The sequence below is a fragment of the Sphingomonas taxi genome (assembly GCF_000764535.1).
Lineage (GTDB): Bacteria > Pseudomonadota > Alphaproteobacteria > Sphingomonadales > Sphingomonadaceae > Sphingomonas > Sphingomonas taxi.
The window spans coordinates 2,621,829-2,646,535 of the sequence record NZ_CP009571.1 but is presented as its reverse complement, the minus strand read 5'-3'; the positions used below and the strand labels follow the sequence as shown (position 1 = coordinate 2,646,535).

At 69.4% G+C, this 24,707-nt stretch carries 29 protein-coding genes; 11 read left to right on the top strand and 18 right to left on the bottom strand.

Features of this window, described 5'->3' with window-relative positions; all coding sequences use genetic code 11:
* Window positions 1-22 precede the first annotated feature (22 nt).
* Window positions 23-190, bottom strand: a complete 168-nt coding sequence (locus MC45_RS19330; protein ID WP_156143830.1) for a hypothetical protein — start codon at window positions 188-190, stop codon at window positions 23-25.
* Window positions 191-398: 208 nt separating this feature from the next.
* Complete coding sequence (locus tag MC45_RS12095; protein ID WP_038663504.1) at window positions 399-872, bottom strand: GreA/GreB family elongation factor; 474 nt, start codon at window positions 870-872, stop codon at window positions 399-401.
* Between the two features lie 99 nt (window positions 873-971).
* Between MC45_RS12095 and MC45_RS19580 the strand changes: the two genes are divergently transcribed.
* On the top strand, window positions 972-1,139 hold the full coding sequence (locus MC45_RS19580) for a hypothetical protein (protein ID WP_169742550.1): 168 nt from the start codon (window positions 972-974) through the stop codon (window positions 1,137-1,139).
* Window positions 1,140-1,146: 7 nt separating this feature from the next.
* Here MC45_RS19580 and MC45_RS12090 read toward each other — a convergent pair whose 3' ends face one another.
* Entirely contained in the window at window positions 1,147-2,436 is a 1,290-nt protein-coding gene (locus MC45_RS12090; RefSeq protein ID WP_038663501.1) for an MFS transporter, read from the bottom strand.
* 352 nt (window positions 2,437-2,788) lie between these two features.
* Between MC45_RS12090 and pgsA the strand changes: the two genes are divergently transcribed.
* Genes pgsA through MC45_RS12075 form a run of 3 tightly spaced genes read left to right on the top strand, consistent with a single transcriptional unit; the run spans window position 2,789 to window position 4,068 of the window.
* Window positions 2,789-3,355 carry a CDP-diacylglycerol--glycerol-3-phosphate 3-phosphatidyltransferase gene (gene pgsA, locus MC45_RS12085; RefSeq protein ID WP_038663498.1) on the top strand — a complete coding sequence of 189 codons (567 nt, stop codon included), beginning with the start codon at window positions 2,789-2,791 and terminating at the stop codon, window positions 3,353-3,355.
* Window positions 3,356-3,358: 3 nt separating this feature from the next.
* Window positions 3,359-3,616 (top strand): molybdopterin converting factor subunit 1, encoded by a 258-nt coding sequence (gene moaD / locus MC45_RS12080; protein WP_038663495.1) that lies wholly within the window; start codon window positions 3,359-3,361, stop codon window positions 3,614-3,616.
* Window positions 3,613-4,068 carry a molybdenum cofactor biosynthesis protein MoaE gene (locus MC45_RS12075; protein ID WP_038663492.1) on the top strand — a complete coding sequence of 152 codons (456 nt, stop codon included), beginning with the start codon at window positions 3,613-3,615 and terminating at the stop codon, window positions 4,066-4,068. The genes moaD and MC45_RS12075 overlap by 4 nt, the downstream gene beginning before the upstream one ends.
* A gap of 120 nt (window positions 4,069-4,188) precedes the next feature.
* Here the strand turns inward: MC45_RS12075 and MC45_RS12070 are convergent, their stop codons facing one another.
* The 5 genes from MC45_RS12070 to MC45_RS12050 form a co-directional block, all read right to left on the bottom strand.
* Window positions 4,189-4,803, bottom strand: a complete 615-nt coding sequence (locus MC45_RS12070) for a fasciclin domain-containing protein (protein WP_052075643.1) — start codon at window positions 4,801-4,803, stop codon at window positions 4,189-4,191.
* A gap of 15 nt (window positions 4,804-4,818) precedes the next feature.
* Window positions 4,819-5,721, bottom strand: coding sequence for a hydrogen peroxide-inducible genes activator (locus MC45_RS12065; RefSeq protein WP_038663489.1), 903 nt, complete (start codon window positions 5,719-5,721; stop codon window positions 4,819-4,821).
* A gap of 185 nt (window positions 5,722-5,906) precedes the next feature.
* Entirely contained in the window at window positions 5,907-7,493 is a 1,587-nt protein-coding gene (gene ahpF, locus MC45_RS12060; RefSeq protein ID WP_038663486.1) for an alkyl hydroperoxide reductase subunit F, read from the bottom strand.
* Between the two features lie 105 nt (window positions 7,494-7,598).
* Complete coding sequence (ahpC, locus tag MC45_RS12055; protein WP_038667238.1) at window positions 7,599-8,162, bottom strand: alkyl hydroperoxide reductase subunit C; 564 nt, start codon at window positions 8,160-8,162, stop codon at window positions 7,599-7,601.
* Between the two features lie 152 nt (window positions 8,163-8,314).
* A complete protein-coding gene (locus MC45_RS12050) occupies window positions 8,315-9,088 on the bottom strand; it encodes a sulfite exporter TauE/SafE family protein (RefSeq protein ID WP_038663484.1) in 774 nt (257 codons plus the stop codon).
* Window positions 9,089-9,271: 183 nt separating this feature from the next.
* Between MC45_RS12050 and epsC the strand changes: the two genes are divergently transcribed.
* Window positions 9,272-9,964: a serine O-acetyltransferase EpsC gene (epsC, locus tag MC45_RS12045; protein WP_038663481.1), complete on the top strand. Its 693-nt coding sequence runs from the start codon at window positions 9,272-9,274 to the stop codon at window positions 9,962-9,964.
* Entirely contained in the window at window positions 9,964-10,302 is a 339-nt protein-coding gene (locus MC45_RS12040) for a DUF2794 domain-containing protein (protein ID WP_038663478.1), read from the top strand. The genes epsC and MC45_RS12040 overlap by 1 nt, the downstream gene beginning before the upstream one ends.
* A gap of 90 nt (window positions 10,303-10,392) precedes the next feature.
* Here MC45_RS12040 and MC45_RS12035 read toward each other — a convergent pair whose 3' ends face one another.
* From MC45_RS12035 to MC45_RS11995, 9 genes are all read right to left on the bottom strand, one after another.
* Window positions 10,393-11,295, bottom strand: coding sequence for an SDR family NAD(P)-dependent oxidoreductase (locus MC45_RS12035; RefSeq protein ID WP_038663475.1), 903 nt, complete (start codon window positions 11,293-11,295; stop codon window positions 10,393-10,395).
* Between the two features lie 88 nt (window positions 11,296-11,383).
* Complete coding sequence (locus MC45_RS12030; RefSeq protein WP_038663472.1) at window positions 11,384-11,812, bottom strand: hypothetical protein; 429 nt, start codon at window positions 11,810-11,812, stop codon at window positions 11,384-11,386.
* A 347-nt stretch (window positions 11,813-12,159) separates the two neighbouring features.
* Window positions 12,160-12,852, bottom strand: coding sequence for a phosphate regulon transcriptional regulator PhoB (phoB, locus tag MC45_RS12025; RefSeq protein WP_038663469.1), 693 nt, complete (start codon window positions 12,850-12,852; stop codon window positions 12,160-12,162).
* Window positions 12,852-13,562 carry a phosphate signaling complex protein PhoU gene (phoU, locus tag MC45_RS12020; protein WP_038663466.1) on the bottom strand — a complete coding sequence of 237 codons (711 nt, stop codon included), beginning with the start codon at window positions 13,560-13,562 and terminating at the stop codon, window positions 12,852-12,854. Before phoU ends, phoB begins: the two co-directional genes overlap by 1 nt.
* Before the next feature lie 10 nt (window positions 13,563-13,572).
* A complete protein-coding gene (gene pstB, locus MC45_RS12015; RefSeq protein ID WP_425424003.1) occupies window positions 13,573-14,346 on the bottom strand; it encodes a phosphate ABC transporter ATP-binding protein PstB in 774 nt (257 codons plus the stop codon).
* Window positions 14,328-15,584 carry a phosphate ABC transporter permease PstA gene (gene pstA, locus MC45_RS12010; protein ID WP_052075642.1) on the bottom strand — a complete coding sequence of 419 codons (1,257 nt, stop codon included), beginning with the start codon at window positions 15,582-15,584 and terminating at the stop codon, window positions 14,328-14,330. The genes pstB and pstA overlap by 19 nt, the downstream gene beginning before the upstream one ends.
* Window positions 15,577-16,953: a phosphate ABC transporter permease subunit PstC gene (gene pstC / locus MC45_RS12005; protein WP_038663459.1), complete on the bottom strand. Its 1,377-nt coding sequence runs from the start codon at window positions 16,951-16,953 to the stop codon at window positions 15,577-15,579. Before pstC ends, pstA begins: the two co-directional genes overlap by 8 nt.
* 238 nt (window positions 16,954-17,191) lie before the next feature.
* On the bottom strand, window positions 17,192-18,262 hold the full coding sequence (locus MC45_RS12000; RefSeq protein ID WP_038663456.1) for a substrate-binding domain-containing protein: 1,071 nt from the start codon (window positions 18,260-18,262) through the stop codon (window positions 17,192-17,194).
* Between the two features lie 51 nt (window positions 18,263-18,313).
* Entirely contained in the window at window positions 18,314-19,540 is a 1,227-nt protein-coding gene (locus MC45_RS11995) for a sensor histidine kinase (protein WP_038663453.1), read from the bottom strand.
* Between the two features lie 507 nt (window positions 19,541-20,047).
* Here MC45_RS11995 and MC45_RS11990 point away from each other — a divergent pair.
* From MC45_RS11990 to MC45_RS11975, 4 genes are read left to right on the top strand one after another with little or no spacing between them, the layout of a single operon-like run.
* Window positions 20,048-20,485 carry a hypothetical protein gene (locus MC45_RS11990; protein ID WP_038663450.1) on the top strand — a complete coding sequence of 146 codons (438 nt, stop codon included), beginning with the start codon at window positions 20,048-20,050 and terminating at the stop codon, window positions 20,483-20,485.
* Window positions 20,486-20,489: 4 nt separating this feature from the next.
* Complete coding sequence (locus MC45_RS11985; RefSeq protein ID WP_038663447.1) at window positions 20,490-20,756, top strand: HPr-rel-A system PqqD family peptide chaperone; 267 nt, start codon at window positions 20,490-20,492, stop codon at window positions 20,754-20,756.
* Complete coding sequence (locus MC45_RS11980; protein ID WP_038663445.1) at window positions 20,753-21,607, top strand: HprK-related kinase A; 855 nt, start codon at window positions 20,753-20,755, stop codon at window positions 21,605-21,607. Before MC45_RS11985 ends, MC45_RS11980 begins: the two co-directional genes overlap by 4 nt.
* Window positions 21,592-22,581, top strand: a complete 990-nt coding sequence (locus MC45_RS11975; RefSeq protein WP_038663443.1) for a nucleotidyltransferase domain-containing protein — start codon at window positions 21,592-21,594, stop codon at window positions 22,579-22,581. The genes MC45_RS11980 and MC45_RS11975 overlap by 16 nt, the downstream gene beginning before the upstream one ends.
* Before the next feature lie 6 nt (window positions 22,582-22,587).
* On the opposite strand, the gene MC45_RS11970 is transcribed toward MC45_RS11975, so the two are convergent.
* On the bottom strand, window positions 22,588-23,289 hold the full coding sequence (locus MC45_RS11970) for an HAD-IA family hydrolase (RefSeq protein ID WP_038663439.1): 702 nt from the start codon (window positions 23,287-23,289) through the stop codon (window positions 22,588-22,590).
* Between the two features lie 61 nt (window positions 23,290-23,350).
* On the opposite strand from MC45_RS11970, the gene glmU reads away from it, so the two are divergent.
* Window positions 23,351-24,703, top strand: coding sequence for a bifunctional UDP-N-acetylglucosamine diphosphorylase/glucosamine-1-phosphate N-acetyltransferase GlmU (gene glmU / locus MC45_RS11965; RefSeq protein WP_038663436.1), 1,353 nt, complete (start codon window positions 23,351-23,353; stop codon window positions 24,701-24,703).
* Window positions 24,704-24,707 lie beyond the last annotated feature (4 nt).

Sequence of the window (24,707 nt, the reverse complement as noted above, 5' to 3'; positions counted from 1 at the left end):
CAGGTCTCTGCCGCCCGCGCCGTCAGCCCAGTTGGTCGGCAATGATCCAGCGGCGGCTGATCGCGGTGCGCATCAACTGCATGCCGCAGCAGACGCAGCGCGCGCGACGGACGCCGCCGATTTCGCTCTGTTTGCGGCCGGGCCGGTGGCGGGTCGCAAGGCAGGTGGCGATCATCGGCGATGCCGGCATGGGCTGGGCTCCTTCGCCGGGTGTCATCATGCCGGCGCATTGCCTGCGGATGTCTCGACCGGTCCAAAGCGGAAATATCGCGGCAATATGGCGTGGCTAGCGATGCGCGCGTCGGTGGCGTTCTCTCCCACACTCGACCCATCGACGTCCGGGCGCTCCCCGGTGCCCGACGGTCGCGCTACGGGATCCCCCCGGTCCCGTAGCCCGGCTAGTCCTCCCGCGGATCGATCGCTTCGACCGCGAGCACCTCGATCGCCGCGTCGCGACCATTGAAGGCGAGCACGTCGTCGGGCTCGGCGCCGATCAGCGCATGCGCCAGCGGGGCGCCATAGGCGAGCCGGTCGGCAGGCGGGTCGGCCTCGTCGTCGCCGACGATCGCGATCGTCCGGGTCTTGCCCGCGAGGCGGATCGTCACCCGCGTGCCGAAGCCGGCGCTGCCGTCCGCCGGCGCGGCGGTGGGCACCGCGGTGGTGCGGCGCGTCTGCCAATAGCGCAGATCCCGGCGCAGCGCGTCGACCGCCGGCGCATCGGCGGCGGCGATCGCCGCCTCCAGCGTGGCGATCCGCTCCTCGATCAGCCGCTTGCCCGCGGCGGTGACGAGATTGGGTGCACTCGGGATGGGCAGCTCGAACTTGGGCTCCAGATGCTCCTCGTCGCTCTCGCGGCGGAAGGCGACACTCATGACGCGGTCCTCATCGTTAACGTCCCATCCGTGGACAGGTCAGGTTTAACCACCTTTCGCGCTGGTCGATATCGTAAACGAGGCGTTAACATCCTCATCATGACCAGACGCCTCGTCCTCACCAATGAATCGGCCCGTCACCCGTTCCGGCGGACGCTGCCGCCGCCGGTGCTGCCCGACGTGAGGAAAAGCGACGACGCGGACTGGAAGCTGTTCCTGCTCAGCTTCGCCGCCTTCTTCACCTGCTTCTATACGTTCCTGTTTTAGCGCCGACTCAGTCGCAGGCGCGATGCAGCCGCTGCGCGATCCAGGCCGAGATCAGGCACATCGCGGCGACGAGGAACAGCATGTCGACCGGCTGGACGCCGGCGATGTTGATGCCGATCGCTGCGATCGACCCCAAGGTCATCGCGCCCGAATTGACGACGTTGTTCGCCGCGACGGTGCGCGCGGTCTGGTCCTTCTCCACCGTGGTGGTGAGGAAGGCGTAGAGCGGCACGACGAACATGCCGCCGGTGGTGGCGATCGCCAGCAGGCTCAGCATGATCGGGATGGCGCGCGGCTGGGCGACGAATTGCGTCCAGTCGTAATATTGGCCCGGCGCCGCCGGGATCCAGGTGCGGCACAGGACCGAGAAGACGACGACGAAGCCGCCCATCGCGATCACCGACAGCGGCGAGTAGCGCGCGCTGATCCGCCCCTTCAGCATCGTATTGATGACCACCGAACCGATCGCGACGCCGACCGAGAAGACCGCGATCGCGCCGCTCGCCACCATCTTGTCGGCGGTGAGCACGTTCTTCACCAGCGGCGGGAAGATGATGATGAGCACCGCACCGATCGTCCAGAAGAAGCTGATCGCGCAGATCGCGAGGAACAGCCGCGGGATGTGCATTGTCGTGCGGATCAGCCGCCACGAGGCGGTGAACGGATTGTAGTTGAGCTTGAGTCGCGGTCCCTCGCGCGGCGCCGGCGGAATCTGGCGCGCGGCGAACCAGCCGATCGCCGCAACGACGAGGACGAGGATCGCCGCGCCCTCGATCGGGACGTAGCCGGCGACGATCGTGCCGAGCAGGATCGCGAGATAGGTCCCCGCCTCGACCAGCCCGGTGCCGCCGAGCACGTCCTGCGCTTTGAGATGCTGCGGCAGGATCGCGTATTTGATCGGCCCGAAGAAGGTCGAATGGACGCCGAGGAACAACACCGCGCCGAGCATCAGCGCAACGCCGAGCGTCGGCAGGCCGGCGCGCGCGACCATCAGCCCGGCGGCGCCGAGCAGCATAATGCCGATCTCGGCGGTCTTGACGATGCGGATGATCCGCGCCTTGTCGTGGCTGTCCGCCAATTGTCCGGCGAGCGCCGAGAACAGGAAGAAGGGCAGGATCGCGATACCCGTCGCCAGCGCGTTGAAGTTCGTCTCCATGTGCGGATCGTTGAAGATCGCATAGGTCGCGAACAGCACCATCGACGTCTTGAACAGATTGTCGTTGAAGGCGCCGAGGAACTGGGTGGTGAAGAGGGGCAGGAAGCGGCGCTGCTTCAGCAACCCCATGGCATTCAGCATGCGAGTAACGGCCTTTGATCGTGGCGGTATTGTGACGGGCATAGCCGTTTGCGCAGGGCGCGCCAACGGGGAAGGTGCGGGCGGCATCGCCCCTCCCTCGCCGGCGCCGCTGCATATGACCGGTCGGGGTGTTGCAGCGGCACCAGTATCTTCCGTCATGCCGGACTCGATCCGGCATCCCGCTTTTCCGCGCCGTCCAAGAAGCGGGACCCCGGCGCAGGGCCGGGGTGACGGCGTGGGGGTGGGACACGACCGGGGCACACCGACGCGCCAATGCGATAGCCTCGCCTCGCTTGCAGGGAGAGGAAGCTTGGGGTTCCGCCCGCTCCCCCGGCGGAGTAGGAAGACGGCGATGCTGACCTTGCCCAACCTCCTGACGCTGTCGCGGATCGTCGCGGTGCCGTTGCTCGTCGCCTTCCTGTGGTGGCCGCGGTGGGAGGCGGGGTTCGGGATCGCCTTCGCGCTCTACTGCCTGATGGGGATCACCGATTATTTCGACGGCTATCTCGCCCGCGCGCAGGGGGCGGTGTCGAAGCTCGGCGTGTTCCTCGATCCGATCGCCGACAAGATCATGGTCGCCGCGGTGATCCTGATGCTCGTCGGCACGCGGCACGACGACAGCGCGCTCATCACCGGCGTCCACCTGATCGCCGCGCTGATCATCCTGCTGCGCGAGATCGCGGTGTCGGGGCTGCGCGAATTCCTCGCCGGCCTGCAGGTGTCGCTGCCGGTGTCGAAGCTCGCCAAGTGGAAGACGACGCTGCAGCTCGTCGCGTTCGGCGCGCTGATCCTCGCCGGGGCGCTGCCGGCGCAGGCGTGGATCAAGGTGACCGGGCTCGGCTGCCTGTGGGCGGCGGCGGCGCTGACGCTGGTGACGGGCTGGGATTATCTGCGCGTCGGCCTGAAGCATATGGACTGAACGATGCGACTCGAGATGCTCTATTTCGCCTGGGTGCGCGAGCGCATGGGCCGGTCGCAGGAAATGGTCGAGGCGCCCGCCGCGGTGACGACGGTGGCGGCGCTGGTCGACTGGCTGGCGGCGCGCGACGAGGTCAGCGCCGAGGCGCTGGCCGATCGCGGGCGGCTGCGTGCGGCGGTGGATCAGGCGTTCGTGACGATGGACGCGACGATCCTCGGCGCGCGCGAGGTGGCGCTGTTCCCGCCGGTGACGGGCGGATGATCCGCATCGTCGTCACGCCCGAGGCGATCGATATCGCCGCGGAGATGGCGCTCGCCGAGGCGGCGGCCGGGACCGGCGCGGTCGCGACCTTCACCGGGCTGGTCCGCGCCGACGCGGACGAAGCGGGGGGCGTGGGAACGCTGGAGCTGGAACATTATCCCGGCGCCACCGAGGCGGCGCTGTTCCGGGTCGCCGCCGGGGCGGTGGAGCGCTGGGCGCTGGGCGGGGCGACGATCGTCCACCGCGTCGGGCCGATGACGCCGGGGACGCGGATCGTCTTCGTCGCGGCCTCGTCCGCGCATCGCGCCGCGGCGCTGGAGGCGTGCGCCTATCTGATCGACCGGCTCAAGACCGATGCGCCGTTCTGGAAGCGCGAGACGCGTGGGGGGGAATCGCGCTGGGTCGAGGCGCGCGAGACGGATGCGGAGGCGGCGAAGCGGTGGGAGGGGTAGGTCGATCCGACTTGCTCACGTCCCATCTTTGCCGTTTGCCCTGAGCCTGTCGAAGGGCAGTGAGTCTCAAGGTGCTTCGACAAGCTCAGCACGAACGGAGTTAGTAGGGGCGCTGGTCCCTTATTGCGGCAAATTCGGTACCAGCACGCCGTTGACCACGTGGATCACGCCGTTCGCCTGCGCGACGTCGGCCGCCTCCACGTAGCTGCGGTTCCCGGTCACGCTGGTCAGCGTGATGACGTCGCCGGTCAGCGTCGCGGTGATCGGCTGGCCGCCGAGCGTCGTCAGCACCGTGCGGCCGCCGCCCGCCCGGATGCGCTGGGTGAGCTGTTCGGTGGTCATCGTCCCCGGCACGATATGATAGCGCAGCAACGCGACCAGCGCCGCGCGGTTCTCGGGGGCGAGCAGATCGCCGGCGATCCCCGGCGCGAGCCGGGTGAACGCCGTGTCGGTGGGCGCGAACAGGGTATAGGGGCCGTTGCCGGCGAGCAACGCGTCGAGTTCGGCGGTGCGAAGCTCCGCCGCCAGCGTGTTCAGCCCCGGCGTCGCCGCGATCGAGGTGGCGATCATCGCGTCGGACTCGATGTGCGACGGGTCGACCGCCACCGGTGCGGCGGCGGCCGGCGGCGGCGGCGGCGCGCTGACCGGCGCGGCCGCGGGCGGCACGCAACCGGCGAGGCCGGCGGCGAGAAGCAGCGCGGCGATACGCCGCGCGTGGGTCTGGGATCGGATCACATCGGCTCCTGTGGATTACCGCGCTTCGGCGAGCGCCTCGGCGAGCAACTGGAAGTCCTTTTCGCGTGGCGAGGCGCGGCGCCAGACCAGCGCGATCCGCCGCACCGCATTGTCGGCGTCGAGCGGCCGCGCGACGATATCGGTATGGTCGAGGATGCCGGCCTTCAGCGCCATCTCGGGCAGCATCGTCATGCCGAGGCCGTTGTCGACCATCTGCACGATCGTATGCAGCGAGGTGCCAAGCATCGTCGCCTCGGCGCGCAATTCCGGGCGGTTGCACGCCGACAGCGCATGATCCTTGAGGCAATGACCGTCCTCGAGGAGGAGCAGCCGCGTCTCGTCGATCAGCGACGCCGGGATCGTCGGCGGATCGCTCGGCATGTCCTGCGGCTGATAGGCGACGAACAGGCGGTCGTCGAACAGCGGATGCGAGGCGACGTCGCCGCAGGCGAAGGGCAAAGCGAGCAGCACGCAATCGGTGCGGCCGTTGTGCAGTCCCTCGCAGGCGGCGCCCGAGGGCTCCTCGCGCAGGAACAGCTTGAGATCGGGATAGTCGCGGCGCAGCCGCGGCAGGATGTGCGGCAGCATGAACGGCGCGATCGTCGGGATGACGCTCATCCGCATCTCGCCCGACAGCGGCCGGCCGGCGGCGCGGGCGATATCGCCCAATTCCTCCGCCTCGCGCAGCACGCGCCGCGCCTTGTCGGCGATCCGGTCGCCCAAAGGCGTGAAGCGGACGACGCGGCGGGTGCGCTCGACCAGCGTCACGCCGATCAGCGTCTCGAGCTCGCGCAGGCCGGCGGAGAGGGTGGACTGGGTGACGAAACAGGCGTCGGCGGCACGGCCGAAATGGCCCGCGTCCTTCAGCGCAACGAGATATTGCAGCTGCTTCAGCGTCGGGAGGTAGGTCGCTGCCATGGGGTCGGCAGATAGGGGGGCAGGGCGGGAGGCGCTACCCCCTAAGTCCTCCCCGGCACGGGGAGGGGGACCGTTCGCGAAGCGAATGGTGGAGGGGGGCTTCCGCGACCGTGACGCGTGTGGAAGCCCCCCTCCGTCACGGCTGCGCCGTGCCACCTCCCCGTTCCGGGGAGGAATTTGGCGACTTATTCCGCCGCTTCTTCCCAGTCGTGCGTTTCTTCCGCGGGGAGGCGGATGAGGTGGTCGAACGCCGCCAGCGCGGCGGTGGAGCCGGCACCCATCGCGATCACGATCTGCTTGAACGGCACGGTGGTCGCATCGCCCGCGGCGAAGATGCCCGGCTGCGACGTGTGGCCGCGGTCGTCGACCTCGATCTCGCCACGCGGAGACAGGGCGATCGATCCCGCCAGCCACTCGGTGTTCGGCACCAGTCCGATCTGCACGAAGATCCCCTCCAGCTCGACGCGGTGCATCGTGCCGTGGGTGCGATCGCGATAGGAGAGCGCGGTTACCTTGTCGCCGTCGCCATGCACTTCGGTGGTCAGCGCCGAGGTGATGATCGTGACGTTGGTCAGGCTGGCGAGCTTGCGCTGGAGCACGGCATCGGCGCGCAGGTCGGTGTCATATTCGATCAGCGTGACGTGCGCGACCAGCCCGGCGAGGTCGATCGCCGCCTCGACGCCCGAGTTGCCGCCGCCGATCACCGCGACGCGCTTGCCCTTGAACAGCGGGCCGTCGCAATGCGGGCAATAAGCGACACCCTTGTTCTTATAGGCGTCCTCGCCCGGCACGTTCATCTGCCGCCAGCGCGCGCCGGTCGACAGGATGACGGTGCGCGCCTTGAGCGATGCGCCATTTTCCAGCACCAGTTCGTGCAGGCCGCCCTCGGGCGCCGGGATCAGCTTTTCGGCGCGCTGGAGGTTCATGATGTCGACGTCATATTCGCGGACGTGGCGTTCGAGATCGGCGACCAGCTTCGGCCCCTCGGTATGCGGCACCGAGACGAGATTCTCGATCGCCATCGTGTCGGCGACCTGACCGCCGAACCGCTCGGCGAGGATGCCGGTGCGGATGCCCTTGCGCGCGGTGTAGATCGCCGCCGCGGCACCGGCGGGGCCGCCGCCGACGACGAGCACGTCGAACGCATCCTTGGCGGCGATCGACGCCGCGGCCCGCGCCGAGGCGCCGGTGTCGAGCTTGGCGACGATCTGCTCCAGCTCCATCCGGCCCTGGCCGAACACCTCGCCGTTGAGGAAGACCGTCGGCACCGCCATCACCTTGCGGCTGGCGACCTCGTCCTGGAACAGCGCGCCGTCGATCGCGGTGTGCGTCACGCGCGGATTAAGGACCGCCATCAGGTTGAGCGCCTGCACCACGTCGGGGCAATTGGCGCAGGACAGCGAGAAATAGGTCTCGAACCGATAGTCGCCGTCGAGGCCGCGGACTTGGTCGAGCAGGTCCTGCGCCGCCTTCGACGGATGACCGCCGACCTGGAGCAGCGCCAGCACCAGCGAGGTGAATTCATGCCCCATCGGCAGGCCGGCGAAGCGCACGCCGATATCGGTGCCGGTGCGGCGGATCATGAAGCTGGGGCGGCGCGCATCGTCGCCGGTCGCGGTGGTGATCTTGTCGGACAGTGCGGCGATCTCGTCGATCAGCTCGCGCATCTGCTGCGACTTGGCGTCGTCGCCCAGGCTGGCGACCAGTTCGATGGGCTCGCGGATGTTGACCAGATAGGCCTTCAGCTGCTGCGTCAGATTGGCGTCGAGCATGGGGGCACTCCGAAAAAAATTGGCGTCTTCAAAAACAAGCGGCCCGGGGCGGAGGGAACCACCCCGGGCCGCGATCACCTGCCACGGGGAGAGGCAGGGATTCGCTTAGATCTTGCCGACGAGGTCGAGGCTGGGGGCGAGCGTTTCCTCACCCTCTTCCCACTTCGCCGGGCAGACTTCGCCCGGGTGCGCAGCGATATACTGCGCGGCCTTGATCTTGCGCAGCAGTTCGGCGGCGTTGCGGCCGACGCCTTCCGAGGTCACTTCGATCAGCTGAATGACGCCCTCGGGATCGACCACGAAGGTGCCGCGATCGGCGAGGCCCTGGCCTTCGCGCAGGATCTCGAAATTGGTGCTGATGCTGTGGTTCTGGTCGCCCAGCATGAAATAGTTGATCTTGCCGATCGCCGGCGAGCTGTCGTGCCACGCCTTGTGGCTGAAGTGCGTATCGGTCGACACGCTGTACACCTCGACGCCCATCTTCTGCAGCGTCGGATAGACGTCGGCGAGGTCCTCCAGCTCGGTCGGGCAGACGAAGGTGAAATCGGCCGGGTAGAAGAAGAAGACCGCCCACTTGCCGAGCACGTCGCTGTCGCTGACGCTGACGAACTTGCCTTCCTTATAGGCCTGGGTGGTGAACGGCTTCAGTTTGCTGCCGATGAGGGCCATGTCGGGTCTCCGGTTGAATGACGTGGACCGGATATAGGTGCTCATGCCGCAGTGCAAAATCAATCTGTTCGCACCCTGTGATCGAATGGGGCGATCACAGGACGAAAGCCGCGCGTTTGTGCGGATTTAGCCGTGCTGCGCCTGCGGCAGATTTATTTCGCGAGTGCGGCGTAGATCGACCAGGCGCTGGTCAGCGTCAGCAGCACGCCGACCATCGCCATCAGCCCGCGAGTCGGCACGCGCTTGGCGAGGATGCCGCCGAGCGGCGCGGCGACGAGGCCGCCGATCAGGATGCCGAGCGTGTGCAGCGTGAACGCCGACCAGCCGAGCGCGATGAAGAAGGTGATCGAGGCGGTCGCGGTCAGGAAGAATTCGGCGGTGTTGACCGTGCCGATCGTATGGCGCGGGGTCGCGCCCTGGATCAGCAGGTTGGAGGTGACGACCGGCCCCCAGCCGCCGCCGCCCGCCGCATCGAGGAAGCCGCCGACGAGGCCGAGCGGCGCGATCACCTTGGGCGTGCGCGGCTCGATCCGGCCCTTCACCGCGCGGAACAGCAGATAGAGGCCGATGCAGGCGAGATAGGCCATCACGAACGGCTTGGCGACCGAGGCATCGACGTTGCTGAGCAGGGTCGCGCCGAGCGCCGCGCCGATCACGCCGGGGATGACCAGCCGGCGGAACAGCTTCCAGTCGACGTTGCGATGCGCGATGTGGCTGATCCCGGAGGCGGCGGTGGTGAAGGTCTCGACCGCATGGACGCTGGCGGAGGCGACCGCGGGCGGCACGCCCATCACCGTCACCAGCAGCGTCGAGTTGATCACGCCGAATGCCATGCCGAGCGCGCCGTCGACCACCTGGGCGGCGAAGCCGATCGCGACGAACGGCAGCACCTGGGTCCAGTCGATGGCGAGGAGGAAGTCGGGCATCGGCAATCGTCTCTCCGGCAGAATGTCGGGTTCGAGATTACCCGCTATCGCCCTCATCGTGCACGGCCGCGTCAAATCCTACAACAAAGCTGGGCTTTGTCGCACCCAAGCGGCGCGGGCCGGCCATGGCAATTTGCCCGGCGAGTGGCTACATTCGCGTATCTGCTCGGGAGACGTTGGCGCATGTTCGGACGCTTGGCCGCCTATCTGGATTCGATCAAGGCGCGCGATCCGGCTCCGCATTCGCGCGCCGAGATCCTTCTCTATCCCGGCGTCTGGGCGGTCGGGCTGCATCGCATCGCGCACGCCTTGTACCGGCGGCGGCTGTTCTTCCTCGCCCGGCTGGTCAACCACATCTCCCGCGCCTGGACCGCGATCGATATCCATCCGGGTGCGAGCATCGGCCGCAACTTCTTCATCGATCACGGTTTCGTCGTGATCGGCGAGACCGCGGAGATCGGCGACGACGTCACCATCTACCAATGCGTGACGCTGGGCGGCACCAGTCCCGACAACGGCGTCGCCGGCAAGCGCCACCCGACCCTGGCCGATGGCGTGATCATCGGGTCGGGGGCGCAGGTGCTCGGCCCGATCCTCGTCGGCCCGCGCGCGCGCGTCGGCGCCAATGCGGTGGTGACGCGCGACGTGCCCGAAGGCGCGGTGATGGTCGGCATTCCCGCGCGCGCGACGATGGTCGAGGGCGGCGCGGCGGCGACGCCGGCGCGGTTCGTCCCTTATGGCACACCGTGCAGCGAGATGTTCGATCCGGCGACGCAGAAAATGGAGATCATGCGCTGCGAGCTGGAATCGATGCGCAAGCGGCTCGATGCGCTGCTGGGGGAACAAATGCCCGAAGCGGAGCGTGATCGCGCCTGATGGGTATCGTCACGCCGTTTCCGCACGCCGGCAAGCCGTCGCAAGTCGGCTTCGAACGCCTCGAACTCAACCGCATCCTCGATCTCTACGGCCGGATGGTCGCGGCGGGCCATTGGAAGGATTATGCGCTGGAGCTCGGCAAGGACGCCGCGGTCTTCGCCGCCTTCCGCCGGGCCGCCGAGCGCCCCGAGTTCCGCATCGAGAAACGCCCGGCCCTGCGCGGCAAGCAGGGCATGTGGGCGCTGATCGGCGAACAGGGCGTGGTGCTCAAGCGCGGCCACGAACTGGGGCCGGTGCTGGCGCCCGTCGAGCGCCGGCTGATGAAGCTGGTGGAATGACGCCCGGCGTCCTGCCGCGTCAGGCGGTCAGGGCGAGCTGACATCCGGTCCTATTTCTCCAAGACGCTGGATGTCGGTCCCGCCTAGCCCTCATCCGCCCTGCAGCAGGGCGCCGATCGTCATCGCCTGTTCGGCACCGGTCTTGGGTACGGTCTCGCCAGTGCGGTCGGTGATCGCCGCCCAATGCGCGGCGACGCCTTCAGGGGACAGATCGTCGCCGGTGAGCAGCGCGCCGCGGGTCAGCGTCACGTACGAGGCCTGGAACGCGCCCGCGCCGGCGCCGAGGATGACGTTGGTCGGCGCATCCTCGCTGACCAGGTAGAGCGCGCCCGGCGCGACCTTTTCGGGGGCGAAGGCGTGGAAGGCGGCGGCGGGGAACAGGTCTTCGGTCATCCGCGTGCCGGCGGTGGGCGCGAGCGTGTTGACGCGGATGTCGTGCTTCGCGCCCTCGATCGCCAGCGTCCTGGTCAGGCCGGCGAGGCCGAGCTTCGCCGCGCCGTAATTCGCCTGGCCGAAATTGCCGAACAGGCCGCTCGACGACGAGGTCATCAGCACGCGGCCGTAGGTCTGCTCGCGGAACGTCTCCCAGCAGGCCTTCGTGGCGAAGGCGGAGCCGAGCAGATGGACGCGGACGACGAACTCGAAATCCGCCGGGTCCATCTTGGCGAAGGTCTTGTCGCGCAGCACGCCGGCGTTGTTGATGAGGATATGGACGCCGCCCCAGGCGGCCTTCGCCTGTGCTACCATATCGGCCATCTGTTCGTATTCGGCGACGTTGCCGCCGTTGGACATCGCCTCGCCGCCGGCGGCGCGGATCTCGTCCACCACCGCGAGCGCGGCGTCGCTATGACCGGTGCCGTCCCGCGCCCCGCCGAGGTCGTTGACCACCACGCGCGCGCCGCGCCGGGCGAGTTCGAGCGCATAATGACGACCGAGGCCGCCGCCGGCGCCGGTGACGATGGCCACGCGGCCGTCGAAGCGGATGGGGGACATGAAAAAGGCGCTCCTCGCAATGATGGAGCGCCTTTCCCTAAACGTTAAGTGGCATCTGGCAACCGGTCATCCCGGCTGCGGCACCGGCTTACTTCTTGCCGCCGCGCTGGATGCACTGATCGTACTGGCCCTTCTTGCAGACCGGATATTTGGCCAGCGGCGCGGGTGCCGGGAAAGCCTGATCGGGGCTCGGCGCGGGGCGGAACACCGGCGGCAGGCTGGCACCGGGCGTACCGCCGCTGATCGCCGAGCCGCTCGGGGCATAGCCGCCGGCCGGGGTCGCGCCGCCGGTCGAAGCCGGCGCGGGCGTGCTCGCCTGCGGGGTGGGCACGGGCGCAGCAGCGGGATCGGCGGGCGCCGGCGCGGCTGCAGGGTCGGCGGGGGCCGCGGCCGGATCGGCCGGGGCGGCGGCGGGATCAGCCGGCGTGGTCGTCTGGGCGTCGGTCGGCGCCGGGGTGGTCTGCGCCAGGACGGGGGCAGCAATCAGGGCCGTGGCGGCCAGCAGAATGAGCTTCATCGCGGGATCTCCTATCGAATCTCATGCGTCATTTCGTCAACGCCTGCGCCCAACGTCCCAATGCGGACTTTTCTCCATCGTTTCGCGTGCGATTCTATTTCGGGCAACGCGGGCTATGGAGGAGAAGATCGCTCGCGCAGGCGAGTCACTTTCCCGGCGTGCTTCGTCACCCCGGACTTGTTCCGGGGTCCACCGCGCCGCGGGCGCGCGCTCCCATCCCAGCCGACCTCCTCGCCGCAGAGTGGACCCCGGAACGAGTCCGGGGTGACGTATCGGTGAGGAAGCCGATCGAGCCTAACCGACCGCTACGGCATAAGTCCTTACGTCCCGACGCCGCTCCCGCCGCCTCAGGTGCCCGAATCGAGCGAATAGCCTGCCGATCGGACGGTGCGGATCAGGTCCGGGCGGTTGCCGATGTTGATCGCCTTGCGCAGGCGGCGAATATGGACGTCGACGGTGCGACTCTCGATGTCGCTGTCGTGGCCCCAGACCGCGTCGAGCAGCCGCTCGCGGCTGAACACCCAGCCGGGATGTTCGAGGAAATGCTTGAGCAGGCGGAATTCGGTCGGCCCCAACGGCACGACCTCGCCCGAGCGGCGGACCTTGTGGCCGACCGTGTCCATCTCGATGTCGTCATAGGTCAGCGCCTCGCCGGCGAGCGCGGGCCGGACGCGGCGCAGCACCGCGCTCACCCGCGCGACCAGCTCGCGTGGCGAGAAGGGCTTGGTGACGTAATCGTCGGCGCCGGTCTCGAGCCCGCGGATGCGGTCCTCCTCCTCGCCGCGCGCCGTCAGCATGATGATCGGCACGTTCTGCGTCTCGGTCATCCGGCGCAGGCGGCGGCACACCTCGATGCCGCTCAATCCCTCGACCATCCAGTCAAGCAGGACGATGTCGGGCGCCTTCTCCTTGGCGAGCAACAGCGCCTCCTCGCCGTCCGGGGTGTGCGCGACGTCGAAATCCTCGCGCTTGAAATGATAGATCAGCAGTTCGGCGAGGGCGGCATCGTCCTCGACCAGCAGCATGGAGGCGCGGGCCATCAGCGTATGTCCTTGTCCGGGCCGCCGCGGTCGCGGTCGGCCATCTGGGTGCCGGTTGCGGCGAAATAGACCATTTCGGCGACGTTGGTCGCGTGGTCGCCGATCCTCTCCAGGTTCTTGGCGACGAACAGCAGGTGCGCGACCTGGCTGATCGTGCGCGGATTCTCGACCATGTAGGTGACGAGGGTGCGGAAAATGCTGTCGTAGAAATCGTCGAGCGCGGCATCGCTCTCGACGACGCGCCGCGCCGCCTCGGGGTCGCGCGCGGCGAAGGCGTCGAGCGCCTGGCGCACCATGTCGCTCGCCATCCGCGCCATCGACGGCAGCAGCGAGATCGGTTCGATACGGTGATCGCTGCCGTCATTGGCATTGGCGATCATCGGCACGCGCTTGGCGATGTTCTTGGCATAATCGCCGATCCGCTCGACCACCGCGGCGATCTTGAGCGCGGCGACGACCTCGCGCAGGTCGACCGCCATCGGCGCGCGCAGCGCGATGATCCGCACCGCGAGCCGTTCGACCTCCGCCTCGATCGCGTCGATCGCCTTGTCGTCGGCGCGCACCCGCGCGGCGAGCGCGGGGTCGGGGCGGGCGAGCGCCTGCATCGCTTGCGCGATCGCATCCTCGGCGAGGCCGCCCATCTGCGAGATCATCCCCCGCAGCTGGCCGATATCGGCGTCGAACGCCTTGACGGTATGGTCCAATGGCATGTCCGTCCCCTCAGCCGTAGCGGCCGGTGATGTAATCGCGGGTGCGCTCTTCCCGCGGGTTGGTGAAGATGTCGCTGGTCGCGCCGAACTCGACGAGCTGGCCGAGGTGGAAGAAGGCGGTCTGCTGCGAGACGCGCGCCGCCTGCTGCATGTTGTGCGTGACGATCACGATCGCATAGCGGCCCTTCAGCTCGTGGATCAGCTCCTCGATCTTGGCGGTGGCGATCGGGTCGAGCGCGCTGCACGGTTCGTCCATCAGGATCACTTCGGGATCGACCGCGATCGCGCGCGCGATGCACAGGCGCTGCTGCTGGCCACCCGACAGCGCGGTGCCGCTGTCCGACAGGCGATCCTTGACCTCGTCCCACAGGCCGGCGCGGCGCAGCGACTGCTCGACCAACGCGTCGAGATCGGCGCGCGCGGTGGCGAGGCCGTGGATGCGCGGCCCGTAGGCGACATTCTCGTAGATCGACTTGGGGAAGGGGTTGGGCTTCTGGAACACCATGCCGACGCGTGCGCGCAACTGCACGACGTCCATGCCGCTGGCGTAGATGTCCTCGCCGTCAAGCAGGATCTCGCCGCTGACCCGCGCCGCGGCGACGGTGTCGTTCATCCGGTTGAGCGTGCGCAGGAAGGTCGACTTGCCGCAGCCCGAGGGACCGATGAAGGCGAGGACATTGTCCTGGTCGACGTCGATCGAGACATGGTCGATCGCCTGTTTGGCGCCATAGAAGACGCTGACGTCACGGGCGGAAATCTTCGGGGTCACCAGCGGGTCTCGAATCGGTTGCGGAGGTAGATGGCGAGCCCGTTCATCGCGAGCAGCACGACGAGCAGCACGATGATCGCCGCCGAGGTCTTCTCGACGAAGCCGCGGTCGATATCGTCGGACCACAGGAAGATCTGCACCGGCAGCACGGTGGCGGGATCGGTAAGCCGCGACGGCGGCGCGGCGATAAACGCGCGCATGCCGATCATCAGCAGCGGCGCGGTCTCGCCGAGCGCGCGCGCCATGCCGATGATCGTGCCGGTGAGGATGCCGGGCAGCGCGAGGGGGAGGACATGGTCGAACACCACCTGTACCGGCGAGGCGCCGACCGCGAGCGCGGCGTCGCGGATCGACGGCGGCACCGCCTTGATCGCGTTGCGGCCGGTGATGACGATCACCGGCATCGTCATCAGCGCGAGCGTCAGTCCGCCGACCAGCGGCGCCGAGCGCGGCAGGTGGAAGGTGCCGAGGAACACCGCGAGGCCGAGCAGGCCGAAGATGATCGACGGCACCGCGGCGAGATTGTTGATCGACACCTCGATCAGGTCGGTCCAGCGGTTCCGCGGCGCATATTCCTCGAGATACAGCGCGGCGAGCACGCCGATCGGGAAGGCGAGCGCGATCGTCACCGCCATCGTCAGCAGCGAGCCCTTGAGCGCGCCCCAGATGCCGACGCGGGTCGGGTCGGTCGCATCGGCGGCGGTGAGGAAGCCGGCGCTCCAGCCCATCGTCAGGACCCCGCGCGCCTTGAGCCGCGTCACGATCGCCTCGGCGGCGGGGGTGCCGTCGTGCTTGGCGGCGACGTCGATCGCGCTCGCCACCGGCACCGCGATCGTGGTGCGGCGGCGCAGCAGCGCCGGATCGGCCTCGATCGCGTCGCGCACCACCAGCCAGGCGCCGTCGGAGATCAGATCGGCGCCGCCCGGTCCGAACGCCTGCGTCGCGGCGCGGTCGACCGCGCCCTCCAGCCCGGCGCCGGCGAGCGCGAGATCGGCGCCGCGGCCGCGCACCTGCTGCGGCGTCACCGCCAGTTTCGCCGCGGCGAGATCGATCGGCAACGTGACGCGCGCCTGGCGGAAGCCGCTCAGCCCCTCCGACACCATGCTGACGAGCAGGAAGGCAAGGAACCCCGCCGACAGCCACACGGCGGCGAGCCCCATCAGCCGGAAGCGCCGCTCGGCGGCATAGCGCCGCCGCGTGCGCCGCTGCACCGACGCCGCCTTCCAGTCGGTGGGCAGGCGCGACTTACTCATAGGCTTCCCGATAGCGTTTGACGACGGTCAGCGCGACGATGTTGAGCGCCAGCGTGATGACGAACAGGGTGAGGCCGAGCGCGAAGGCGGCAAGCGTCTTGGCGCTGTCGAACTCCGCCTCGCCGGTGAGCAGGTCGACGATCTGCTTGGTGACGGTCGTCGTGCTGGCGAAGGGATTGGCGGTGAGCGTCGCGACGCCGCTCGCCGCCATGACGACGATCATCGTCTCGCCGATCGCGCGGGAGACCGCGAGCAGGATGCCGCCGACGACGCCGGGCAGCGCGGCGGGCAGGATCACGCGGCGGATCGTCTCGGACTGGGTCGCGCCCATCGCGAGGCTGCCGTCGCGCATCGACGCGGGGACGGCGGCGATCGAATCGTCCGCCATCGACGAGACGAAGGGGATGATCATGATCCCCATCACCGCGCCCGCCGCCAGCGCGCTTTCCGACGAGGCGTTGGCGACGCCGAGCGCGACGCCCAGTTCGCGCACCGCCGGCGCGACGGTGAGCGCGGCGAAATAGCCGTAGACGACGGTCGGCACGCCGGCGAGCATCTCGAGCACCGGCTTCAGCCAGGCGCGCGTGCGGGCGTGCGCATATTGGGTGAGGTAGATCGCGCTCATCAGCCCGAACGGGATGGCGACCGCCATCGCGATCACCGCACCGATGAAGAAGGTGCCCCAGAACAGCGGCACCGCGCCGAGACTGGCGCCGGGATCGCGCGCGTCGATCACCTGCGGGCTCCAGTGCGTGCCGAACAGGAACTCGCCGATCGGCACGATGCGGAAGAAGCGCGCCGATTCGTAGAGCAACGACGCGACGATGCCGATCGTGGTGAGGATCGCGATCAGCGACGCGGCGAGCAGCAGCAGCATGACGACGCGCTCGACCTGCGTGCGCGCGGCGAAATCGGGACGCACCCGCGTGAAGGCGAGGCCGCCGCCGGCGAAGGCGAGCAGCAGCGCGATCGCGGTGGCGATCCAGTCGTAGCGATGCTGCGCGGCGGCATAGGCGGGGGCGAGCTTCGCCGACAGGTCGTGGAAGGCGCCGTAGCTGCGCCCGGCGCCGAGCTCGCGCGCTTCCGACAGGATCGATGCGCGCTCGAAGCCGGGCGGCGGCAGCGCCGCGGCGGCGGGGGTGGCGAGCACCGCGTCGGTGACCAGCGCGGGTGCGGTCAGGCTCCACGTCGCGAGGAAGACGAGCGGCGGCACCAGCGCGCAGATGCCGACGAAATAGCCGTAATGGACGGGCAAAGCGGTGAAGCGCGCGCGTCCCGGTGTGCGGAACGTCGCCGCGCGCATCCGCGCGGCAAGCCAGCCGATCAGCGCGAGCCCGAACACGACGATGGCGACGGCAAGCGCGCTCATGCCGCGAACCCCGCCATATTCATCCCGTCACCCCGGACGTGATCGCGGAACTTGCAAAACTCCCCCAGTGCTCCTGCGAAAGCAGGAGCCCAGGGGTTCCAGGCGTCAGGCGTTGGTTTGCTTGGCCCTGGGCTCCTGCTTTCGCAGGAGCACTGCGCTTGCACGGCGTTCCTTGCTGCGGCGTGGACAACGGAACGGGTCCGGGGTGACGGCATCGGTGGGAAAAGCGTGACCGGCATCACGACGGCAGATCCGCGGGATCGAGTGGCGTCTCGTGCGCGACGACCGCCGCCGCCCGCGCGCGCACCGCCGGGGGCGCGGCGATCAGGCCGCGGCGGACGAGCGGCCCCTCCGGTCCCCAGGCGCGGGTATAGCTTTGCAGGAACGCCTTGAGCCCCGGGATCGCCTTGAGATGCGCGATCTTGACGTAGAGGTACAAGGGCCGCGATCCCGGATAGGCGCCGGCCGCGATCGTCGCATAGCTCGGCGTGACCCCGTCGATCGCGACGCCGTCCACCGTGCCGGCATTCTGCTCGAGATAGCTGTAGCCGAACACGCCGATCGCGTCGGGATTGGCCGACAGTTTCTGGACGATCAGATTGTCGTTCTCGCCGGCATCGACATAGACCCCATCCTCGCGCACCCGCGTGCACAGCATCTTGTGCGCCTCCGGATCGGTGCGGGCGAGCGTGCGGGCGCGCGGATCGATCGCCTCGCAGCCGCGGGTCAGGATCAGCTCGGCGAGCGCGTCGCGGGTGCCGCTGGTCGCGGGCGGGCCATAGACCTGGATCGGCGTCGCCGGCAGCGCCGGATTGACGTCGCGCCACAGCCGCGCGGCGTTGCGCACGCCGCCCGGCGTCGCGGCGAGCGCACGATAGAGATCGGCGGGGGTCAGCCTCATGCCCGGCCCGTTCCCCGCGGGTCGGCGCGCCTCGGCGAAGGCGATGCCATCGATGCCGATCTGCACCTCCATGATCGGCCCGACGCCGTTCGCCTGACAGCCGGCATATTCGCTGCGCTTCATCCGCCGCGAGGCATCTTCGATGTCGGGATGCGCCGCGCCGAGCCCGGCGCAGAACAGCCGCATCCCCGCGCCGGTGCCGGTCGATTCGATCACCGGCGCCTTGGCGTCGGGCTGGTTGGCGACGAAGGTCTCGGCGACGAGCGTCGTGAAGGGATAGACGGTCGACGATCCCACCGCGGTGATCTGATCGCGCGCACCGCCGCCGCCGCCGTTCGCCTGATCCTGGCAGCCGGCGAGGCAGAGCGCCCACGTCAGCAGCAGGCCAGGAGTTCGAACGCGCATCATGTCCCCGCGAGCGACTCGACGCCGCCACGCCCCGCCTGTGTGACGGTTACGTTACCCTTTGATGACACCGGCTTCGGCCAGTGCATCCGCCGGCGGCAAGGCGACGGTGACGCTGGTGCCGACGCCGACCCGGCTGACGATGTCGAGCCGGCCACGATGCCGCTCGACGATATGCTTGACGATCGCGAGGCCCAGCCCGGTGCCGCCGACGCTGCGGCTGCGGCCGGGGTCGACGCGATAGAAACGCTCGGTCAGCCGCGGGATATGCTGCGGCGCGATGCCCTCGCCCTCGTCGGTGACGGTGAAGCGCAGCAGGTTCGACGGGTCGAGCCCCAGCGCCACCGTCACCGGCGTGCCCGCCCGGCCGTATTTCATCGCATTGCCGATCAGATTGTGCAGCAGTTGCGACAATTGCGCCTCGTCGCCGACCACCTCGGGCAGATCCGGGTCGATGGTCACGGCGACGTCCTGCGCGCGCGGACTGTGCGCGGCGGCGATCTCGGCGGCGACGTCCTCGAGCAATTCGCTCAGCGACAGTCGCTCGCCGGGCAGCCGGTATTTCTCCGCCTCGATCCGGGAGAGCGAGATGAGATCCTCGACCAGCCGCTGCATCCGCCGAGCCTCGGCGAACATCACGTCGAGGAAGCGGCGTCGCAACCCCGGGTCCTCGCCCGCCTCCTCGTTGAGCGTCTCGATGAAGCCGAGGATCGAGGCGAGCGGCGTGCGCAATTCGTGGCTGGCGTTGGCGACGAAGTCGACGCGCATCTTCTCGGCGGCATAATTGCCCGATTGATCGATCAGATGGACGATGCGCGCGCCGTCGGCGGTTTCGCCGGTGCGCATCTCCCAGCGCTGGTCGGGGCTGCCGAGGCCGACCAGCTCGACCGGGCGGCCGGGCAGCGGCGCGCTGGAACTCAGCCGGTCGGCGGCGGCGGGGTGGCGGATCGCGACGCGCACGTCCTCGCCGACGATATGGCGGCCGAGCAACGCGCGCGCGGTGGTGTTGGCACAGGTGACGACGCCGCCGCGGACCAGCAGCACCGGCTCGGCGATGACGTCGAGCACCTCGCCGAGCAGCACGTTGGCGTCCGGCCCGGCATGGCGCGCCGCGGCGATACCCTGGTCGCCGCGGCCCATCGCTGCCAGCGATGCCGCCACCGCGCCGACGAAGGCGATCGCGGCGCCGTCCGGCCGCCCGTCGACGAGGAACACGCCCGCGCCGGTGCCGAAGGCGATTCCCAGCGCGCCGCTGAGCCGGTGGACGAATCGGGAAGCCATGACGCGTGGCTAGCCGAGCTTGGCCGCGGCGGGGAGGGGGGATGTCGCTTCCGAGCCTCGCGATCGAGCGGCCGGGCTCCCGCCCCCTCCACTACTCGGTTGACGCGGAGCGGTCCCCGCCAGGCAGGGCAATCGCATATGGCTGCGATTCATGAGGATCGATCGGTTTCCTCATCAGCTCCGTCACCCCGGACGTGTTCCGGGGTCCACCGGGCCGCGAGGGAACGGCAGGAAGGCTCAAGCCTTACTCCCCGCCGCAGAGTGGACCCCGGAACACGTCCGGGGTGACGGGGTGGGTTGGGAACACGAAGGAACCAGATTTGCGCCCGTCTGCCATAGCCCCCACCAAGGGGAGGTGGCGCGGCGAAACCGTGATGGACGGGAGCCCGGCGACTTCATCGACCCCGAGCTTCACACCGGAATTTCCCCTCCGTCCCACCACCGCACATTTCCTGCGCTTGCCAGTGGTTAGCGAATGTGAAAGGCAGTGGCGGTAGCAGGGGTGCCATGAGTGACGAGACGCCGGTCGACGGCTACAATCCAGCGCAGGCGGGACCGGCGGAGCCGGACGATGCCGCCGTCGCCAGCCGGCGCCGCGTGCTGATGCTCGGCGCGGTGACCGCCGGCGCCGTGATGTCGATCCGGCCGGCGCTCGCGCAGACCGCGGGTTCGGTGATGACCTGCGAGATCCCGGTGCCCGATCTGGGGCGGGCGGGCCGCTTCATCGATCCGGCCGGCAACGTCGTCGCCCCCGGTACCAAGGGCGCGTTTCCCCCCGCCTCGCGCCCGTTCAAGGGCGAAGAGGTCAAGCGCGCGCTCGCCGGCGCGCAACTGCCCGGCACGACCTACGAGAGCAACCGCGCCTATGTGAGCTATATCCGCAGGCTGCAGCGCGGGCAGGGAGGCTTCACCTGCTTCGCCTCGTTGCAGATGCCGCGCGGCTGACGCCTTGCGCTATCGCGCCCCGGCCGACGCGGCGCTGCTGACCGCCGAACTCGACGCCTTCACCGCCGTCTTCCATCGCCCGTCCGGGATCACCCATCTGCTGGTCAGCCCCGCGCCCGAGATCCTCGCGCTGCTCGCCGACACGACGCTCGACCTCGAGACGCTGCTGGTCCGCCTCGGCGAGCGCTACGACCTCGGCGACGCCAGCCGCGACGCGCTCGCGGCCCGGCTCGACGAACTGGTCGCGGCGGGGCTGGTCGAGGCGCTATGAGGCACGTCTTCACCGTGCGGATCGGGCCGATCGGCTTTCGCGTCGGCAGCGACTGGCGCGCGCCCATCGATGCGTTGCGCGAGCTCTACCGTTATTATCCCTCGCCCAATTTGCCTGATTTCACCGTGCGGCTGGAGGCGACGCATTGGTGGCGGCGCTGGCTGCGGCCGTCGATCCGCATCGCCGGCGACTATATGCTGCCCGAGGCGGCACCGCTGCCGCTCGCGCAGGGGTTGCTCGCCGCCGAAATGGCGATGAACCTGCAACTGGCGCTGGGCGGGCGCCGCTATCTGCTGCTTCATGCCGCCTGCGTCGAGCGCGACGGTCAGGCGCTGCTGCTCACCGGCGAATCGGGGGCGGGCAAGTCGACGCTGGCGACGCTGCTGGCGGCGCGCGGCTGGCGGTTCATGAGCGACGAATTCGCGCTGATCGATCCCGAGACCGGGCTCGTCCACCCGTTTCCCCGCCTCATCAGCCTCAAGAATGCGGCGATCGCCGCCGCCATCGCCGCGCGGCCCGACGCCAAGCTCGGCCCCCTGCTCACCGGCACGCCCAAGGGCGACATCCGCCATATGGTGCCCGACGCGCTCGCGGTCGGTGCGATGGACGAGCCCGCCGCGCCCGCGATGCTGCTCTACCCGCGGCACGGCTTCGCGGCGGAGACGCGCGGCGTGCTGCCGTCCGAATCCTTCGTCCGGCTGACTCAGGCGTCGACCAATTACGTCGCGCTCGGCCAGGCGGGATTCGATGCATTGACCCGATTGGTGCGCACGACGCCGGCGCATGCGATCGACTATCCCGACGGCGCCGCGGCGATCGCGCAGGTGGAGGCGGTGTGGCGGACGCTCTGATCCTCGCGCGCGCGCTCGCCGACCCGCAGTCGCTGGCGCTCGACACCGACTGGATCGGCCTCGTCACGACGGCGCGCGCGGAGCAATTGCTCGGCACGCTCGCCTATCGGCTCGATGGCCTGCCGCTGCCCGAGGATGTCGCGCTGCTGCTCGCCGATGCGCGCGCCGCCGCCGAGAATGGCCGCCGCGCCGCCTTGTGGGAGGCGGAGATGGCGCGGCGCGCGCTCGCGCCGCTGGGCTGTGCGGTGGTGCTGCTCAAGGGGACGGCGTTCGTCGCCGCCGGGTTGCTCGCCGGGCGCGGCCGCTCGATCGGCGACCTCGACATCCTCGTGCCGCGCGGGTCGCTCGACGCGGTCGAGGCGGCGCTGCTCGCGGCGGGGTGGGAATGGGTCAAGCCCGATCCCTATGACGACGCTTATTATCGCCGCTGGATGCACGAGCTGCCGCCGCTGATCCATCGCGACCGCGACCGGATGATCGACGTGCATCATACCATCCTGCCGCTCACCGCGCGGATCACGCCCGATGCGGCGGCGCTGCTGGCCCAGGCGCAGCCGCTCGGCACCGGCCTTGCCGTGCTGTCGCCCGACGACATGCTGGTCCATGCCGCCGCGCATCTGTTCGCCGACGGCGACCTCGCGGGGGGGCTGCGCAACCTGTGGGACATCCACTGCCTGATCGACGATCACGGCAGCGAGGGCGCACGCGTGCGGGCGGCGGAGCACGGCCTGTCGCGCGAGGTGGCGAGAGCGCTGCGGCTGACGCACCGGTTGTTCGCGACGCCGGTCGACCCGGCCTATCGCACGCTCGCGCGGGGCGATGCGCTCTACCTGCGCCGGCTGCTGGCGCGCGACGATTGGGGGCGGCCGATCCGCCCGGCGACGCGGCTCGCCTTCTACGTCCGCTCGCACTGGCTGCGCATGCCGCCGGCGATGCTGGCGCGGCACCTCTGGGCGAAGTGGCGGTGGGGCTGAATCGCCTTACCGCGCCAGCCGCTCCAGCGTCGGGATCAATTCGTCATAGCCATCGATCACCGCATCCGCGCCGAGCTCGGCCACCGGCTGCATCAGGAAGCCGAACGAACAGGCGATCGTCGGCAGGTCCGCCGCCTTGCCCGCCTCGATGTCGAAGATCGAATCGCCGACGAACGCCGCTGTGCCGCCGCCGCAGCGCGCCAGCATCTCGTAGATCGGCTTCGGGCTGGGCTTGGCGTTGCCCGGTCCCATCGTGTCGCCGCCGATGATGCACGCGAAGCGGCCGGTGAGATCGAGCGCGCCGAGCAGCTTGCGGGCCAGCCCCTCCAGCTTGTTGGTCACCACCGCCAGCCGTGCGCCCTGCGCGGCGAGCGTATCGAGCGCGTCGAGCACCCCGGGATAGGGCTGCGTCAGATCGGCGATATGCGCCTCGTAATGGTCGAGCAGGCGCCGATGCAGCACGTCGAGCGTCGCCTCGTCGCAGCCGCCGGTCGCCGCCATCCCCTGCGCCAGCATGCGACGCGCGCCGCCGCCGATCATCGGCTTTACCTGCGCGACGCCGAGCGGCGCCCGCCCGACCGAGGCGAGCGCATGGTTGACCGCCGCGGCGAGATCGCCGCTGGTGTCGAGCAGCGTCCCGTCGAGGTCGAAGCCGACGATGTCGAACGGAGCGTCGGGCGACGGGCGGGGCGGTGAATTCGACGTCATATCCGTGCGCCGGTGGCGTGTCGGTATGGAATTGGCAAGCCTTCCGTGGCAGTCGGACGGCATGACCACATCTCTCGCCGTCATCATCCTCGCCGCGGGCAAGGGCACGCGGATGAAGTCCGATCTGCACAAGGTGCTGCATCCCATCGCCGGGCGGCCGATGCTGCTCCACCTGATCGACAGCCTCAACCGCGCCGGCGCGACGCGCCGCGTCGTCGTGGTCGGGGCATCGGGCGAGCAGGTCGAATCGGCGGTGGCGGCGACCGGGGTCGAGATCGCGTGGCAGCGCGAGCAGCTCGGCACCGCGCATGCCGCCCTGCAGGCCAAGGCCGCGCTCGCCGGTTTCGACGGCATCGCGATCGTCTGTTTCGGCGACACGCCGCTGCTCGGCAGCGACACCGTCGCCCGGCTCGCGGCGCGGCTCGAGGCGCCCGATGCGCCGACCGTCGCGGTGCTCGGCTTCCGCCCCGCCGATGCGCGTGCCTATGGCCGGATCATCGCGGCGAGCGACGGCACGATCCGCAAGATGGTGGAATATAAGGACGCCAGCCCCGCCGAGCGCGCGGTCGAATTGTGCAATTCGGGCGTCACCGCGGTGCGCACGCGCGACCTGTGGCGGCTGCTCGAATCGGTCGGCAACGACAATGCGGCGGGCGAATATTACCTTCCCGACGTGGTGACGCTGGCGATCGCCGGCGGCGGCCGCGCGGTGTGTATCGAGACGGGCGAGTACGAGGTCGCCGGCATCAACAGCCGCGGCGAACTGGCGGCGGTCGAGGCGGGCTGGCAGACGGCGCGGCGCGCGCAGGCGATGGCCGACGGCGCGACGCTGATCGCGCCCGAGACGGTCTGGTTCAGTCACGATACCGTCGTCGGCCGCGACGTGGTGGTCGAGCCGAACGTCGTCTTCGGCCCCGGCGTCACCGTCGCCGACGGCGTCGTCATCCACGCGTTCAGCCATATCGAGGGCGCGACGATCGGCGCGAAGGCGGAGGTGGGGCCGTACGCCCGGCTGCGTCCCGGCGCGACGCTCGGCGTCAAATCGAAGGTCGGCAATTTCGTCGAGATCAAGAAGGCGGTGCTCGGCGAGGGCGCCAAGGTCAATCATCTCTCCTATATCGGCGATGCCGAGATCGGTGCGGCGGCGAACATCGGTGCGGGCACGATCACCTGCAATTACGACGGCTTCTTCAAATACAGGACGCAGATCGGCGCGGGTGCGTTCATCGGCTCCAACTCGGCGCTGGTCGCGCCGGTGTCGGTCGGCGACGGCGCGATCGTCGCGGCGGGATCGGTGCTGACGCAGGACGTCGAGGCCGGCGCGCTGGCGCTGGTCCGCCCGCCGCAGGTCGCCAAGCCCGGCTGGGCGACGCGCTTCCGCGAGATGATGAAGGCGCGCAAGGCTGGCCAGTGATATC

What these genes read in the sequence shown, in the direction of transcription:
- MC45_RS19330 (WP_156143830.1), bottom strand. Translation starts at nt 190, where the DNA reads ATGCCGGCATCGCCGATGATCGCCACCTGCCTTGCGACCCGCCACCGG.
- MC45_RS11970 (WP_038663439.1), bottom strand. Translation starts at nt 23,289, where the DNA reads ATGACGTCGAATTCACCGCCCCGCCCGTCGCCCGACGCTCCGTTCGAC.
- pstA (WP_052075642.1), bottom strand. Translation starts at nt 15,584, where the DNA reads ATGAGTAAGTCGCGCCTGCCCACCGACTGGAAGGCGGCGTCGGTGCAG.
- epsC (WP_038663481.1), top strand. Translation starts at nt 9,272, where the DNA reads ATGTTCGGACGCTTGGCCGCCTATCTGGATTCGATCAAGGCGCGCGAT.
- MC45_RS12065 (WP_038663489.1), bottom strand. Translation starts at nt 5,721, where the DNA reads ATGGCAGCGACCTACCTCCCGACGCTGAAGCAGCTGCAATATCTCGTT.
- MC45_RS19580 (WP_169742550.1), top strand. Translation starts at nt 972, where the DNA reads ATGACCAGACGCCTCGTCCTCACCAATGAATCGGCCCGTCACCCGTTC.
- pgsA (WP_038663498.1), top strand. Translation starts at nt 2,789, where the DNA reads ATGCTGACCTTGCCCAACCTCCTGACGCTGTCGCGGATCGTCGCGGTG.
- MC45_RS12095 (WP_038663504.1), bottom strand. Translation starts at nt 872, where the DNA reads ATGAGTGTCGCCTTCCGCCGCGAGAGCGACGAGGAGCATCTGGAGCCC.
- MC45_RS11980 (WP_038663445.1), top strand. Translation starts at nt 20,753, where the DNA reads ATGAGGCACGTCTTCACCGTGCGGATCGGGCCGATCGGCTTTCGCGTC.
- MC45_RS12030 (WP_038663472.1), bottom strand. Translation starts at nt 11,812, where the DNA reads ATGAAGCTCATTCTGCTGGCCGCCACGGCCCTGATTGCTGCCCCCGTC.
- MC45_RS12000 (WP_038663456.1), bottom strand. Translation starts at nt 18,262, where the DNA reads ATGATGCGCGTTCGAACTCCTGGCCTGCTGCTGACGTGGGCGCTCTGC.
- phoU (WP_038663466.1), bottom strand. Translation starts at nt 13,562, where the DNA reads ATGCCATTGGACCATACCGTCAAGGCGTTCGACGCCGATATCGGCCAG.
- glmU (WP_038663436.1), top strand. Translation starts at nt 23,351, where the DNA reads ATGACCACATCTCTCGCCGTCATCATCCTCGCCGCGGGCAAGGGCACG.
- MC45_RS12075 (WP_038663492.1), top strand. Translation starts at nt 3,613, where the DNA reads ATGATCCGCATCGTCGTCACGCCCGAGGCGATCGATATCGCCGCGGAG.
- MC45_RS11990 (WP_038663450.1), top strand. Translation starts at nt 20,048, where the DNA reads ATGAGTGACGAGACGCCGGTCGACGGCTACAATCCAGCGCAGGCGGGA.
- pstC (WP_038663459.1), bottom strand. Translation starts at nt 16,953, where the DNA reads ATGAGCGCGCTTGCCGTCGCCATCGTCGTGTTCGGGCTCGCGCTGATC.
- MC45_RS12090 (WP_038663501.1), bottom strand. Translation starts at nt 2,436, where the DNA reads ATGCTGAATGCCATGGGGTTGCTGAAGCAGCGCCGCTTCCTGCCCCTC.
- MC45_RS11995 (WP_038663453.1), bottom strand. Translation starts at nt 19,540, where the DNA reads ATGGCTTCCCGATTCGTCCACCGGCTCAGCGGCGCGCTGGGAATCGCC.
- ahpC (WP_038667238.1), bottom strand. Translation starts at nt 8,162, where the DNA reads ATGGCCCTCATCGGCAGCAAACTGAAGCCGTTCACCACCCAGGCCTAT.
- MC45_RS12035 (WP_038663475.1), bottom strand. Translation starts at nt 11,295, where the DNA reads ATGTCCCCCATCCGCTTCGACGGCCGCGTGGCCATCGTCACCGGCGCC.
- MC45_RS12050 (WP_038663484.1), bottom strand. Translation starts at nt 9,088, where the DNA reads ATGCCCGACTTCCTCCTCGCCATCGACTGGACCCAGGTGCTGCCGTTC.
- MC45_RS12040 (WP_038663478.1), top strand. Translation starts at nt 9,964, where the DNA reads ATGGGTATCGTCACGCCGTTTCCGCACGCCGGCAAGCCGTCGCAAGTC.
- moaD (WP_038663495.1), top strand. Translation starts at nt 3,359, where the DNA reads ATGCGACTCGAGATGCTCTATTTCGCCTGGGTGCGCGAGCGCATGGGC.
- ahpF (WP_038663486.1), bottom strand. Translation starts at nt 7,493, where the DNA reads ATGCTCGACGCCAATCTGACGCAGCAGCTGAAGGCCTATCTGGTCAAC.
- phoB (WP_038663469.1), bottom strand. Translation starts at nt 12,852, where the DNA reads ATGGCCCGCGCCTCCATGCTGCTGGTCGAGGACGATGCCGCCCTCGCC.